The 14081-nt window shown below is 57.0% G+C and carries 12 protein-coding genes; 7 read left to right on the top strand and 5 right to left on the bottom strand.

Features of this window, described 5'->3' with window-relative positions; genetic code table 11:
* Nucleotides 1–302 precede the first annotated feature (302 nt).
* From THALAR_RS06720 to THALAR_RS06740, 5 genes are all read left to right on the top strand, one after another.
* The gene (locus tag THALAR_RS06720) at nucleotides 303–1031 is read left to right on the top strand and encodes a hypothetical protein (protein WP_021100754.1); all 729 of its coding nucleotides are present in this window, start codon (nucleotides 303–305) and stop codon (nucleotides 1029–1031) included.
* Between the two features lie 124 nt (nucleotides 1032–1155).
* Nucleotides 1156–3126, top strand: coding sequence for a tyrosine-type recombinase/integrase (locus THALAR_RS06725; protein ID WP_021100755.1), 1971 nt, complete (start codon nucleotides 1156–1158; stop codon nucleotides 3124–3126).
* Nucleotides 3123–4583, top strand: a complete 1461-nt coding sequence (locus THALAR_RS06730; protein ID WP_021100756.1) for a hypothetical protein — start codon at nucleotides 3123–3125, stop codon at nucleotides 4581–4583. The genes THALAR_RS06725 and THALAR_RS06730 overlap by 4 nt, the downstream gene beginning before the upstream one ends.
* A gap of 1 nt (nucleotide 4584) precedes the next feature.
* Entirely contained in the window at nucleotides 4585–5478 is an 894-nt protein-coding gene (locus tag THALAR_RS06735) for a hypothetical protein (RefSeq protein WP_040817342.1), read from the top strand.
* A gap of 206 nt (nucleotides 5479–5684) precedes the next feature.
* A complete protein-coding gene (locus tag THALAR_RS06740; protein WP_040817344.1) occupies nucleotides 5685–6266 on the top strand; it encodes a hypothetical protein in 582 nt (193 codons plus the stop codon).
* A gap of 898 nt (nucleotides 6267–7164) precedes the next feature.
* Here THALAR_RS06740 and THALAR_RS06745 read toward each other — a convergent pair.
* The 4 genes from THALAR_RS06745 to dctP all read right to left on the bottom strand — a co-directional run bounded on the left by THALAR_RS06745 (nucleotide 7165) and on the right by dctP (nucleotide 10809).
* Nucleotides 7165–7947 (bottom strand): alpha/beta fold hydrolase, encoded by a 783-nt coding sequence (locus THALAR_RS06745; protein WP_021100760.1) that lies wholly within the window; start codon nucleotides 7945–7947, stop codon nucleotides 7165–7167.
* Complete coding sequence (locus tag THALAR_RS06750) at nucleotides 7947–9248, bottom strand: TRAP transporter large permease (RefSeq protein ID WP_021100761.1); 1302 nt, start codon at nucleotides 9246–9248, stop codon at nucleotides 7947–7949. Before THALAR_RS06750 ends, THALAR_RS06745 begins: the two co-directional genes overlap by 1 nt.
* 11 nt (nucleotides 9249–9259) lie before the next feature.
* Nucleotides 9260–9757 (bottom strand): TRAP transporter small permease, encoded by a 498-nt coding sequence (locus THALAR_RS06755; RefSeq protein WP_021100762.1) that lies wholly within the window; start codon nucleotides 9755–9757, stop codon nucleotides 9260–9262.
* 71 nt (nucleotides 9758–9828) lie between these two features.
* Entirely contained in the window at nucleotides 9829–10809 is a 981-nt protein-coding gene (gene dctP / locus THALAR_RS06760; RefSeq protein ID WP_021100763.1) for a TRAP transporter substrate-binding protein DctP, read from the bottom strand.
* Nucleotides 10810–11013: 204 nt separating this feature from the next.
* On the opposite strand from dctP, the gene THALAR_RS06765 reads away from it, so the two are divergent.
* Nucleotides 11014–11898, top strand: coding sequence for a LysR family transcriptional regulator (locus THALAR_RS06765; RefSeq protein WP_021100764.1), 885 nt, complete (start codon nucleotides 11014–11016; stop codon nucleotides 11896–11898).
* Here the strand turns inward: THALAR_RS06765 and THALAR_RS06770 are convergent.
* Complete coding sequence (locus THALAR_RS06770; protein WP_021100765.1) at nucleotides 11893–12792, bottom strand: LysR family transcriptional regulator; 900 nt, start codon at nucleotides 12790–12792, stop codon at nucleotides 11893–11895. The two genes, THALAR_RS06765 and THALAR_RS06770, sit on opposite strands and share 6 nt — an antisense overlap.
* A gap of 107 nt (nucleotides 12793–12899) precedes the next feature.
* Here THALAR_RS06770 and cuyA point away from each other — a divergent pair, with 107 nt between their 5' ends.
* Nucleotides 12900–13922: a D-cysteate sulfo-lyase gene (gene cuyA, locus THALAR_RS06775; protein ID WP_021100766.1), complete on the top strand. Its 1023-nt coding sequence runs from the start codon at nucleotides 12900–12902 to the stop codon at nucleotides 13920–13922.
* Nucleotides 13923–14081 lie beyond the last annotated feature (159 nt).

The raw sequence follows: 14081 nt of genomic DNA on the forward strand, positions 1-14081 counted from the left end.
CTACGCCCCTGCTTTCAATTTTTGAATATCCACGTGACATCAATCAAATGTTGAAGCGGCGATGCTCCCTTGAAAGAAGAAACTACAATATTGAATGGCCGCTTTTCCGGACCGAAGGCATACAGCTGCAATTGCAGCGAATGTCGGCAATCCGCCCTTTATCAAGGTCTCAGGCTCATCCCGGACCTCTGATAGCCGTATTTACTCGATGCTGAACTGCTTTCCTACAATCGACCTATTTTGCGGTGTAGCATTTTGCCTATGCAGCCATTGTCACCAGTTCCTCCAGAAGGAGCTGATACATGGCAAAACAAATCTGCGGAAATTTGGCGATCAACCCTGACGAGGGTATAACCACCATTGCCTTGGCTGAACATTTGGGCATCTCGCGAAATACAGTGCCTGCGATCGCAGCAAAGTTTGCGCTGACCAAACGGGACGACGGATTTCGGAAATACGATGTGTTTCGGCAAGTCCATGGACTGGAACCGTTGTTGATAAACACTGCTCTGGACAGCTTCAAAATAGCGCATAGCCGCGCCATCGGGGATGGCACCTGCGACACCGATGATACTGCCAGCCGGATCTGCCTAATCGATGAAATCTCGGGCATCGAAAATCTGGCCTCTGCGCTCTGGGATCAGGGCCTGATACATATTTCAGATCTCGCTGCGGAATACGGATATGCTTATGAGACTTTTCGCAAGAAGCTGAAATCTGGGGACATCAACCTGCCGCCGATACAGCCGATCGAACTGTCACCAAACCGCATCATGTACCGCCCGCTTGACGTCGTTCTATGGCGTCGGCACGGCATCGTCATGAACCTTCCGAAGGCTACCGGATCGTCATCAGATTCTGTTCAGCCCCCGTCGGCAGAACTCAGTGAACAGACCTCCACGAGGCCCTCTCCACCAGCCTCAATGACAAGCGCGGTCTTTGCAGCGGCTATAGCCGCGACCGACGAGAAAAGCGATTTCAGCGCTCCTCCTGCACATTCCTCAGACGATCCGCACACCCCGCGGCCATAAGCGAAACCCCCGTCACTTTGGGGCGTCGCTAAAATGATTGGAGTACCGCTTCGCCTGCACAAAAAGCGGCAAATATGCTCAAAAAGCGGTTTTTAAGCCGCCCTATTCAACCACTAAGGACACTATGACCCACACAGATCAGACCACCCCAAACGCTGCCGTTTTTAACGTCACCACGCCCCCCTCAACTGCGGCTATCGCTCTATCTCCGGCCGGCAAACTTGCCCATGGCAACAGCCAGCCAGCCGATTTCCAAGAGGTCCTAAATTGGACTGCGACGCACAAGCCTCATGACCTACAGCACCTCAAAGTTTTCCTCGACAAATGGGGCTATGGCCCTGCACATCTGCTCACGCTTTCCAGCGATGCACCGGACAGTCGTACCCCTGCCCCTTCAGCTTACGCAAGCCTGCTGGATTGGTTCGATGCAGCCTTTCCTAAATCTGCTCAAAACATCCACCCTCGCCTCGACATTGGGGTAACACTTGCACGCTACAAGAAGGTCCGTGAGGGCGTCCGGCGTTCCCTTCGCGGCAGCATGGGGGCTTACGAAGCGCGCGCCGAACGCAATGCCCTGCAAGACGGATGGGCAGAGGTTCTTTCGCTCCTTCAACCACTTACTCTGAACGGTGGCCCGCTCGACAAACGCAGCTTCAGCCTACTTAAAACTTTTGCTGATATTGCGCGCCGCGCTGCTTTGGAGCCTTGGCAGCTCATCGAGCCCATGTTCGACGCGCTCCAGGATGCCTTCATCAACCCACAAGAACGGGAGCTGACAAAAAAAGCATTCAGGATGCTCAATGAATGGAATGGGCTGGTGGATTTCGGCGATCTATTACCCGAGGAGCCCATACCTCCCCTTCCTACGCGACGTATGTCTGATACGCTGCCGGACCACATAGAGGCCCGCGTTGAAGAACTGATTTCAATCGCTGCCACGCGGGTCGATATTAATACGAGCAAGGTCCACAACACGGTCACCCCAGACACGATAAAAACCTATCGCGCAGCCATGCGCTATCACCTTAAACTCCTGCCCTACTGCCCACCAGATCCCGCCACGGCGTATGACAGGCCAGTGGCCGACTTTAAGAACATCAACGACATCGATGCATTATTCGCGCCGGAACATATCTCGGCGACGATCAGGGCGACAGAAGACCGTGAACACCTGCCATCCGCGGTTCAGGCCAGCTCTGCCCTGGGCTATTACAAGACTATCCGCCTGATCTTGGAAAGGAACGCTGACACCTTCGACTCTGAAATTGCGGCGGAAATATCGCGGCGTATCAAGTCGAGTGACTACTTTAAGGATGCCGGCCGGGATGAAATGCCGGAGCACATTCAGGCTTGGTGTCGGGATCTCGTGAATGATCTTCAAAAGGAGCGGCGGTTCCACAATCTGCACCGTACCTTTCAGGCAAAGGCACAGAAGATCATGGAGACCGCACTTGATGGCAAAAGCAAATTCGACCCCGCTCACCTTGATGATAGCGATCGCGCCCGTCTGATCAGACTGGGCGTATGCGCCGCTGTCTGCGCGATCGTTCTAACGGGTCGACCATTGCGTCTGAGAAATGCGATTTGGTTGCGCCACCGTGGTCGCCGGGCCAATATCAATCCTAACAATGACTGGGAGTTCTTCATACCAGCTGAAGAAGCGAAAGCTGGTGTTAAAATCCCTGAAATGAAGCCACGCATTGATCGGCACGGGCCAGCCGTTCTGAATTGGTATCTCAAATTCATTCGCCCGCTGATCGACCCTGAGAACAAGAGCATCTACCTTTTCCCTGCAATTCGAACAGTCGGTGGTCGCCTCAATCCATCGACCTTTCGGACGTGGTTTCAATCCGCCGCCAACGATGCCGATGTGCCGATGACATTTCACCGGTTCCGCCACGGATTTGCCAGCATATTGGTCAGGATGGGAGAACCCATGCGCAACATTGCAGACATGCTTGGTAACACCGAGGCTGTCTGTAGCAAGCGTTACGCGTTCTTGGATCCTGATCGCAGCGCCCAGATTGCACAGGGCGCAATGGCAAGAGCTGCGGCCACCGCTGAAAAAACGCTCCGAAAGAAGGCGCGCGCATGAGCCCTCGTATCCGCGCCATCCTCTCAAAGCCCCACATGGCCGGGGTCGCACAATTGCCGACGATCTCTTGCATCACTGCAGCAGAACTCGAAGCCCTCGAACCTTTTGTCGAGTTCTGTGCAACGCATCGGGTATCGGCACCGACCGACATCGACATGCGGGCATTCCTGACTCTGGCCACTCCTACCAAGCCTTCAGATGAGAGCCGTACTCAATCGTGGCTCAAGGACCAATTGAGCCAAATGGTTCTTCTTGAACAGGTCCTGCGCAAGCTGGAATTCAGCGCCGATCTGATCGGGGCTGCAAACTCGGTACGAGAGGAATTCCGACACCAAGGTGCATTTCGGGGGCACAATCATGGTGCCCGTCGTAGGTATACCAGGAGTGTCTCAGTAGCCGTCGAGAACCTTCCAGAAGCGTGGCAAGAAACCCTGCGCAAATTGCGCAGTGACCGAACATTCGCCCTGTCTATTCTTGATCGCATGGAACAAAGGCTTGGCATGTTCGCTTGGTCGGCAGACCAAGTTGGCCATCCAGTTGATTTGGCCAACCCAGAAGCAGAATGCGCCTTCTACGATGACCTGATAGCCCGTTCGACAGCTAAGGCCATTAGGGACGGCGAAGATCAGAATTCGGCCCAGCCTCGCTGGGCCTACTTGCGCGGAGCAGCCGAGGAAATAAGACGGTTCGCCACCCATCACGGCATGTCGCCTCAGGATATGGAGAGGTTTGACCGAAACTATCGCGGTTTCTCTTTGCTCGAAGAAAGACAGACGCCACTCAAGATGTTTACCGCTCTTCAGGCACCTACCCTGCCTGTTACACTGGCCAATGCCCGCATTCAGCTCGAAGACGCCAGCGCCGCCGCCAACCCTTCTAACCGACACCAACGGCGTTTGAAGGCCTGTGCCCTCGGCATCACCGTTGCTTGCCCGCCGCGTGCTCGCGATGTGGTTGATCGTATGTTCTGGGGGAACGGCGTTTTCTATCGAGCTGACACGAACAGCTATGCGTTCGATTATAACCAATCAAAGGTCGGCCATGAGCTGAAAATTGGCTTTCAGCCGAGCTTCAACATATTCTTCAATGCATTGCTTCTGGGAGATAACGATGCGCGCTACCTGCCGCAGATCCGCGAACAAGCGATCGCACAGCGGCGCCCAATATTCATGCGATACGACGGTGAACCCGTTGCTTACGGGTGGTTCGGCCGCGCTTGGGATGAAGCCATCGGATCATCAAGTCATTTGGCGCGCACATTGCTGCAAACCTTCCTCGCCGATCTTGGCGAGCACGGGCTTGCCTATGGAAGAAATGCCATAGGCCACCGCGGTCACCGCCACCTTTCCAAATACCGCGATGAGCACGCCAAGAAGATTTCGGCATCAAAGGCCTCAGATGCCTTTTCGTCCCGCGCAGAAAACCTTTCACCAGATGACATATCGGACCTCCTTTGACATGAAACATGCAACACAAGCCATTGAACAAAAACAATCTCCTGAGCTTGTAAAAAACGCCTCAGCCATTTCAGGTCATCCCAAAACGGTAGAGACATTTCACGATGTTGAAAATGCGCTCAGTGCCGCGGCAGGGACCGGCACACCCTGCATCGCCGATTGGCAGCACCGGGCAATAGACTTCCGGATTTTGGAACGCCTTTTGGGGGATCTTGACCACCCTGTCAAAACCTTCAGCACGGTACTCCCGGATGACTGGTCTGAGGTCCCTGACGAGATCAGGGATCGGATCCCCGGCAACGCCAGGAACAATCACATGCGCCTTATCGCCACGTTCAAGCGTGCAATCGGTTTTTATCGGCCCGATCTTGACCCCTGGTCAGCCTTACAAGTGCTCGCGGACGTCGAAATGGCAAAGACATCACCCTCTTTGGGACGGGTAAAGGCACTTGCCAAAGAAGGTGATTTGAGCCCGGTAGAGTTGAACAACAAATGGATCGAGCAACAACTCACCGACTTGACACAGCAAAACGAAGCCGAAATCCGCGGAATTTTCCTTTTCCTTGTTAGGCTGTCGAAAAAACCAGCAGTACGGGCCTCAGGCCTCCTTCAGGGCGATCTCAAACTTCCCCCGACCAATAGGCAGAAGCGCCGCTCAACCGAACTTCCCGGATGGTTGCAAACCATCTATGGCAAAGTCGACCGCCCGACCCAAAATGCCTTGGACCGGATATGGCTCACTGTTGAACGTCTCAATCTCACCGCAAAGTGTCCGCGGGACATCCTGAGCTTGATTAACGAAGGAAAGCTGTCACACAGCACAGCGAACCAAGTCGAGCCCATCACGATAAATACATGGAATGGTTACGCGCAAAAAGCCCGAAGGGTTCTATGAGTCGGATCACTTCTTGTCATCCTCACCGTAGCTGTGGCGCCGAGCAATCGGTGAAAGTTCATATGAGTGTCTGCCCATATTTTTGACACTAAGCCATTTACATTACTAAACTTCTGAAGCGCGATCATTTAGCATAAACCATTGTACATAAGGCCAAATATGATACGCTTAGGGCGAAGCATTTTGATTTTGGACCTTACGCTGCCATGAGCATTCATGAAAACACGCACGACAGGAACGAACTCGAAGATCTGGCAAAAGAAAACCCCGGTATGCTTTTTCACCTGCATGTCGTGCCCACCGCGTTGTCAGAGGTTAAGGCAAAATCTGCGGCCATGGGCCTCAATGAAATCGAAATCGAAGCTGTTCGCGGCATGCATCTTGCTATCGCATTGGACGAATATGCCGACATGTATCACATCGGACGACTACATGGCGTGCCCTCACGCCAAGAACTCCAATTAAACATGAACAAAGGCGAAGCCTTCTGGCGTGGTTTTCAAATCGCCCGTGGCGAAATTGTCCTCAAAAGCGGCTTTCGCAGCGAGATCCAGAATGAAGAAAGACTGGCAAGCTGGATGTACGCCAAATCATTGAACTACGCATGTGCGATGGAGGGTTTTGCTTTTGGGGTTTCGACCGATACGACGGGGACAAAGGCGATCCTGAACGAGATTCTTGGGACAGATGATCAAGCGGCATATACCCCTTCCACATATCTCAAATCCATCGGCGATCTGGTAACGGCCATTGAGCGGTCGGATTGTTCGTACTTTCAATCTCTCTGATGCCGTGTCCAAGCAGCTGTAAGGATAGCTCAGCACCAGCGATCCTAAGAAGCTGCCAAAGTTTGCGCAGCATGCTGATCTTAGCAAGTCAGAGCGGGACAAGCTCTTGCGAGTTTCATTCTCCGGAGAGCTAAGGAAAGGTAGTTCAACCGCAATGACATGGTTTGACTATCGATGACGGTCGGTTTGGTTTCAGGGCCCGCCTCATTGCCTCCCCGAGACACGAATTATCCAGCAAAATGGTTGTCCGATCCTACAATGGCCGCTCTGGCGGACGGCGCTACTACATCGTGCCAGCAACTCGATGGTCAGTGCGAACGTGCCCTATTGCTACTCCATTGCTACTTGACAAAAGGCGTCTTTTTTAGCAATTAAAAACAACAACTTATAAACTGTAGGTCCAATCCATCATGGGCGCGACGGAAAGGCAAGCGGAACGAACAACGCTGGGTATGTCCTTATTCGTTGGTGTTTGCACCATCTACAACTTCCTGCATCGCTGAAAATTCCGGCCAGATTTCCGAGCGTTTTTCGTAACCGGGTCTAACAATGCAGGCTTGCAGAACAGCAATGTAGGCCCATTTCGCCAATGACCTATCACAGGAGATGCAGACCCTCAATTCACCGCAGTGGCGCTTCCACGAACAATACCGACCCAAGGCCCGACGACGGACGAGACGACCCATCCGGGAATTGGCGAGCTTCAAGGCTGTCAACACCGGCTATGCTCTCATCCGCGTTTCGGGGTTTTTGATATGGATCACAGGAACGCCCTTCCAGCGATCTTCACCCGAGCGGGCAAAGCGATGGAAGGCAAGCAAGCAAGAGGCACTATCGGCGCGACTATGACAAATTGCGGCAGGAAGAGCTCGGTTTTCCCGACCGGCAGGCTCCGGCACTAGCAAGCCGCGGGCCTGTCGGCGCATTCGGCCAAGAAACCGTTAAGGATCACATGGAATATCTCGGGCTTCTCCAGATGCGCCGCGTGGGCCGCACCAGGGATGACCGCCAACTCGCCCGCCGTCAGGTTGCGCCAGAGCGACTCGACCTGCTGCCACCGGTAAGAGCGGTCGCTGTCGCCCCAAAGAACCAGCGTAGGCATGGTCAGCCGGTCCAGCGCGGGGCGTCCGTCCCAACTGGCCATGGCATCGAGGGCCGCGAGGGCGGCCTGAACGCTGGCTTGTGCGCCGATATCGCGGATCGCGGGAAAGCCCGGGGCTTCTTCGCCGTTGAGGAACCATGTGGCCCCGATCCGGCGGGCTGTATCGGGCACGCCATCATCCCGCAGCCGCTGACGCGACACGTCAAGGGGTTCGAACCGGTCGGGCATGGCCCCGAGGGGGCCGGTGCCGTAGAGCACCAACCGCTCCACCCGATCAGCGTGATTTGCGGCCATTTCCTGCACGATCATGCCGCCCATGGAATGACCCAGCAGCGTGAAGCGGTCGACGCCAAGCTGGTTCAGGAGATCCATCACGGCCTGCGCGAAGCCTTCGATCCGGTCGCATCCGGGCCGGTCTGCCGCCGCGCCGAAGCCGGGAAGGTCCGGCGCGATCACGTCGTAGTTTGCGCTGTAGAGGTCGATCTCGGCCTCCCATTGCGCGGACCCGCCCAGATAGCCGTGGACAAGGACCAGTACGGGACCGCTTCCGGCGCGGCGGTGGGGCAAAAGCGCAGACATCAGCGCATCTGCTCTGGTAGCCACAGGGCGGTCTGCGGGGCAAGGATCAGGATCACGATCAGCAGAATCATGGCGCCGATAAAGGGCAGGCAGCCCATGATGACGTCGCCGATGGTCACCTGCTCCCGACTGATGGCCTGTATGACATACAGATTGAGCCCGACAGGTGGCGTGAGCACCGCGATCTCCATTGTGATCGTGTAGACCACACCGAACCAGATAAGATCGAAACCAGCGGCGTCCATCAGCGGATAGATCGTCGGCAGGGTGATGAAGGTCATCGACACCGGCTCCAGGAACATGCCCAGAATGACGTAGAACACCAGAACGATGGCCAGCACCGTATAGGCCGACAGATCGTAGGACAGGAACAGCTCGGTGAACTGTTGCGGCACGCGGTAATAGGTCAGCACGAAGCCGAACAAAACACCTGCCGACAGCAACAGCCCCAGATAGCCCATGGTGCGCATGGTCGCGAAGATCGACGCGACGAAGCCTTGCCATGTCAGCCCGCCGACGCCGAAGGCCAGCACCACCGTTAGAAGCGCAGCAACTGCGGCGGCCTCGGTCGGGGTGGCGATGCCTGCATAGATGGCAACGGTGATCACCAGACCGATCAGGACAACCGGCCCGACCGTGCTGAGGATCATCAGCATCGGCATCTTCTGCGCCTCTTCCTGATTGGGGATGTCGCGCGGCTTGAGGATGCCCCAGATCAGCACAATGACGACGAAGCTGGAAACCAGGATCAGGCCAGGAATGACGCCTGCGATGAACAGGTCACCGATGCTCTGGTCTGCAACAATGCCGTAGAACAGCAAGATTAGGCTGGGCGGGATCAGCACCGACAACGTGCCACCCGCGGCCAAAACACCGCTGGACAGACGCTTGCCGTATCCAAGGCGCAGCATCTCGGGCAAGGCGACACCACCGATGGTGAGCGCGCCCACCATGGACGAGCCGCAGACCGCGCCGAACCCGGCGCTGGCCCCGATAGACCCATAAGCCGCAGACCCCCTGATCCGCACACCTTGGTGCAGGAACTGATAGAGGTTCGGCCCGATCTGCGATTTGCCTATGAGCTCTCCGAGAAAGACGAATAGCGGCACGGCCAGCAGGATGTAGTCGATCCAGACGCCCCAGAGCTTCAGCTCTGACGACACGACGGAGGTTGAAAAGCCCTGAATGTTCCAAAGAAAGGGCAGCGAGGCGGCGGCGAGGGCAAAAGGGATCGGCAGTCCGATGACGATAAAGATCATCAGCAGGCCCAGCAGGCCCAGCCCGACAGTGTACCATTCCATGACGTTGCTCCTTATTGGGCGGGCGTGCGGATCAGTTTGATCAGCCGCAAGAGTGCGTAGAAGGTGAAGAGAAGAAGCGCCAAAGCGCCCGGCGCCCAGAAGAGGTAACGCGGCCAGTGCAGGATCTCGGACGCGGCCCCGGAGTTGAAAGATCGGATCGTGGCGCTGACGCCTGCGTAGGAAAAGAACGCGCCCACGCCCAGCATCAGAAGATAGTTGATGATCGTAACCACCTTGCGCGCACCCGGCCGCAACAGGTCGGTGGCCATTGTGACTTTGGGATAGGCGTCCTCGCGCATGGCGAAGGCGAGGCCCGCGAATGCCACGGGGAACAGCAACAACGCGGTAGCCTCGGTCACCATCCTGTCGGGGGATCCCAGAGCATAGCGCACAAACACACCGTAAGAGATCCAGAGCATCTGGATCAGAACGATGACCGCTCCGGCACCCGCCATCCAGATGACAAGCCGCTCTACTGATGAGATCAGGCGATCAAGTCCGTCAGTCATAACGCACCTCGCTTTTTCGGGGTAAATGGGGGGCTGCCCGCCATCGGGACGACAGACGGGCAGTCACGTATCTAGTTGGCGTGGGTCGCCATCAACTCGCGGAACGTGTTGGCCCTATCAGGACCACATGCGTTGTCGACTTCGGTTTTCCACTGCTCGGAAACGCTCGCAATCAACTCGGCGGTTTTTTCCGCGGACAGGGTCACCTCCGTCCCGCCTTCTGCGACCGCCGCGGCGACCTGCTCATCGACCCATTGCTCGTAGAGTGGCTGAAGCCAGGCTTCAGTTTCAGCTGCGGCCTCGGTCAGGGCGGTTTGCTCTTCGGGGGTGAGGCTGTCGAATTTGTCCTTGTTCATCATGTAGATGATGTTGCCGTAGAACAGGTTGGCGTTGACCATGTAAGGCATGACCGACCACAGTTTCCACGAACTGTAGGTGGCGACGCCCATGTTGATCCCGTCCACGACACCACGTTCAGCGGACTGGAACACCTCTTTCGGGGCCACAAAGACAGGTTGGCCGCCCCATGTTTCAATCATCATGCTGACCAGCGGCCCTATGGAGCGCACGAGCTTGCCGTCGAGTTTCCCCAGATCCTCGATTTCGCCGTCGAACCACCATTCCTGATCGTAGGAGTAGTTGGAGTTCAGCAGCGGCACGAGGCCGACATTTGCGGCCTCTTCACGGATCAGATCGGAATAGGCCGCATCCAGGGCCGGCTGCTGGTCCAGATTGACATTGGCCGGATAAAGCGAGGTGACGACATAGCAGGGCAGACGGTTGTCGGCGTTGATCCAGCTGATGTCGGACACGCCGCCCTGAAGGGCATCGACCCCTTCGGACCAACCGTGCAGCGTCGAGGACGGGAAGATGTCGACCGTTACGCTTCCGTCGGTCTTCTCGGCGACCAGTTCGGCGAAATGCTGGAAGCCCTGATAGCGCACGTCGGATTCGTTTACGTAGGTGGACAAGCGGATCTTCGTCTCGGCATGGGCTGCGCCGGTGATGGCAAGTGCCATCGCCATGGCAGTTGTAGTGAAGGTTGTTTTCATCGGTCTCTCTCCCTTTTTCAGTTTTTATGCAGTTGGTCGTTTGGCATCGCTAACGCCTTGGCTCCTCCTCCGAGCCAACCAACTTAACGCAAGGGTAAGCGACAGAACGACAGCGCTGCCAATTCAAACATGGAATTGAATAATGCAAATTCGGAATAGTTTTGGTATGGTCATGATATACAGGGGGTCTAAGGGGGCGTTCTCATGGATATGAACTGGTTGCAGGACTTCGTCTGCTTGGGCCGCACGCTGAACTTCACCCGCGCTGCCGAAGAGCGGAACATCACCCAATCCGCCTTTAGCCGACGGATCAAGTCGCTGGAAATCTGGCTGGGCACACCCCTGGTCAAGCGCTCGACCTATCCGGTGCAATTGTCGGATGCGGGGCTTCAGTTCCTGCCCGTCGCGCGCGAGACCATCACAGCGCTGACCGATATGCGCCAGACAATCCGCGCCCAAGAGCGCGGAACGACAGCTTTTCAACGCTTTGCCGTGCTGCACACTATTTCGGTCAATTACCTGTCGAGCCGCATCGCGGAACTGGAAGACGACATCGCCGGTCTGCGTGTCCGCGTCTATTCCGACAACCTGCGCACCTGCTGCCAGTTGTTGCAGGAGGGCACCTGCGATTTTCTGCTGTATTACCGCCACAAGGATGTGATGCCGGTATTTGACGAACGGCAGTTCGAGCGCAAGGATATCGGAACCGAGCGGATGATCCCCGTAGCCGAAACCCGCGCCGCACAGGCAGGCGGCTGGGATCTGTCATCTGACGATGGTGACGACATGCCCTACCTTGGCTACGACCCCGCCAGTTTCCTTGGCACGGTGGTCGATCAAACGATCGGCGCGCGCAAGCCGCGTCTGGCGTTATGCTACATGGACGCGTTGACCGAAGCCATCAAGCGGCGCACCTTGGCGGGCAGCGGCATCGCATGGCTGCCGGAAGGCGCCGTTGCGGATGAAATTTCGCGCGGGTTGCTGGTGCCCGTGGGTGGGGTCGAGTGGCAGGCGACACTGACGCTTTCACTGTTTTGCTCGGTCGACCGGTTGGACCGTGTCGGCAAGGCGGTCTGGGATGCGCTATGATCCCGCGTCGGGGTAAAGGCGGCTCAATACGTCTTGCCGAATGCGCTGCATGTGTGGTCCTCGCTGATCTGGCAGCCAGATCGCCACAAGGTCCAGCAGCGCCGCTGGCAAGATGTCATCGAGCAAACACAGCTCGCCCTTGTCCAGCGCTTCCTGAACCAAAGACTGGGGCAACCATGCGACGCCAATCCCGCTCAGCGCATACCGATAGGCAGCCAGTGTCAGTGCGGTTTCTGCTTTGCTTTCCATTGCGAGGCCTGCGGGCAGTCGGGGTGCGAGGGTTTGTGAAAAGACGCGCCCCAAAAATACGTCGGCAGGATAGCTGACGATAGGGATGGCAGGGCCATCGGTGGTTTGCCGCAAAGCGGGAATGCTCACGGGCACCAAACGCTCGCTATCCAATGTGACGCTCTCGAACGCGCGGGGGATTGCGGCGGAGGGCATATCCGCGGATTCGTACATAAGCGCGAAATCGACCTCCCCCGACAGCAGCATCATCAAACACTCGTCACGGTTCCCAGACCGGACACGCACCGATACGTCGTCCTGCGCGGTCAGCGCCGCGACGACGCGGGGCGACACGGTGGCGGTGATCGCGTGCTGACAGGCGAAAGCAACCGCGCTGCCCGCGCTGGCCGATGTGTTGGACAGTTCCCTACGCAAGTTGGCCAATCGCGTCGCAGCTTCGCGTAATTCCGGCTCCAGCACACGAACGGACGGCAAAATCACAATTGGCTTGCGGCTGCGGTCGAACAACTCCGCGCCGATGCTGTCCTCGATCATACGGATGCGACGGGTGAAGGCCGATTGCGTCACGAAGCGCCGGTCCGCCGCCCGCGCCAGCGATCCTGTGTCCATGACCGCCAGTATATCCTCAATCCATTCCAGCCGCATTATGACCTCGTAACTTGCGTATCACGCATTATGCGCTTCCAATTACGCATTATCAATTGACTCCGAGCCGATGTAACTGTCCCTCATGTCAACTTGAGGAGAGTCCCATGCATCTTGCCCGCTTCCCCCGCCGCTTCATCGCCCATCTTCCCACCCCACTGGAACGGCTGGACCGCCTGTCCAAGGAACTCGGCGGGCCAGAGATCTGGATCAAACGCGACGACTGCACCGGCCTCAGCACCGGCGGCAACAAGACACGCAAGCTGGAATTCCTCATGGCCGAGGCAGAGCTTGAAGGGGCCGACATGGTCATGACCCAAGGTGCGACGCAGTCGAACCACGCCCGCCAAACCGCCGCCTTCGCCGCCAAGATCGGCATGGACTGCCATATCCTGCTTGAAGATCGCACCGGCTCGGACGACGCGAACTACAACAACAACGGCAACGTGTTGCTGGACCATCTGCACGGTGCCACGACCGAAAAACGCCCCGGCGGTGTCGACATGAACGCCGAGATGGAAAAAGCCGCCGACCGCCTGCGCGCCGATGGCCGCAAAGTCTACACCATTCCGGGTGGCGGCTCGAACCCGACCGGCGCATTGGGCTACGTCAACTGCGCGTTCGAGATGCTGTCGCAGGTCAACAACAGTGGCACCAAGATCGACCATATCGTGCATGCTACCGGAAGCGCCGGCACACAGGCGGGTCTGATCGTGGGGCTCAAGGCAATGAATGCCCAAATCCCGCTTCTGGGGATCGGTGTACGCGCGCCGAAAGAGGCGCAGGAGGCCAACGTGTTCAAACTGGCCTGCGCCACCGCCGACAAGCTGGGGTGCAGCGGCGTGGTCGCGCGTGACGACGTGGTTGCCAATACCGATTACGTGGGCGAAGGCTACGGCATCCCGACCGATAGCGGTCTGGAGGCGATCCAGATGTTCGCAGAGCTGGAAAGCATCCTGCTCGATCCGGTATATTCCGCCAAAGGCGCTGCCGGTTTCATCGACCTGATCCGCAAGGGTCATTTCAAGGAGGGCGAGCGCGTGATCTTCCTGCATACCGGCGGATCGGCCGCGCTGTTCGGCTACACCAAGGCGTTCGATTTCGCGGATCGTTGGACGGACCGCGCATGATTACGCACTAAAGGCATTATAACAGACCCGCCTTTATAGGCACCGGCTATGCGTCTGCGCCTCCCAGAAACCCCGGCTCTCTCTTACCGGGGTTTTTGGTGTCATTATCCATTACCATCACGGCGCGAACGGCCTGCTAATCTGCTGACCACTTCACCT

The organism is Litoreibacter arenae DSM 19593, assembly GCF_000442275.2.
Classification (GTDB): Bacteria; Pseudomonadota; Alphaproteobacteria; order Rhodobacterales; family Rhodobacteraceae; genus Litoreibacter; species Litoreibacter arenae.

Coding starts and splice junctions, on each gene's coding strand:
- THALAR_RS06720 (WP_021100754.1), top strand. CDS start 303: ATGGCAAAACAAATCTGCGGAAATTTGGCGATCAACCCTGACGAGGGT.
- THALAR_RS06725 (WP_021100755.1), top strand. CDS start 1,156: ATGACCCACACAGATCAGACCACCCCAAACGCTGCCGTTTTTAACGTC.
- THALAR_RS06730 (WP_021100756.1), top strand. CDS start 3,123: ATGAGCCCTCGTATCCGCGCCATCCTCTCAAAGCCCCACATGGCCGGG.
- THALAR_RS06735 (WP_040817342.1), top strand. CDS start 4,585: ATGAAACATGCAACACAAGCCATTGAACAAAAACAATCTCCTGAGCTT.
- THALAR_RS06740 (WP_040817344.1), top strand. CDS start 5,685: ATGAGCATTCATGAAAACACGCACGACAGGAACGAACTCGAAGATCTG.
- THALAR_RS06745 (WP_021100760.1), bottom strand. CDS start 7,947: ATGTCTGCGCTTTTGCCCCACCGCCGCGCCGGAAGCGGTCCCGTACTG.
- THALAR_RS06750 (WP_021100761.1), bottom strand. CDS start 9,248: ATGGAATGGTACACTGTCGGGCTGGGCCTGCTGGGCCTGCTGATGATC.
- THALAR_RS06755 (WP_021100762.1), bottom strand. CDS start 9,757: ATGACTGACGGACTTGATCGCCTGATCTCATCAGTAGAGCGGCTTGTC.
- dctP (WP_021100763.1), bottom strand. CDS start 10,809: ATGAAAACAACCTTCACTACAACTGCCATGGCGATGGCACTTGCCATC.
- THALAR_RS06765 (WP_021100764.1), top strand. CDS start 11,014: ATGGATATGAACTGGTTGCAGGACTTCGTCTGCTTGGGCCGCACGCTG.
- THALAR_RS06770 (WP_021100765.1), bottom strand. CDS start 12,792: ATGCGGCTGGAATGGATTGAGGATATACTGGCGGTCATGGACACAGGA.
- cuyA (WP_021100766.1), top strand. CDS start 12,900: ATGCATCTTGCCCGCTTCCCCCGCCGCTTCATCGCCCATCTTCCCACC.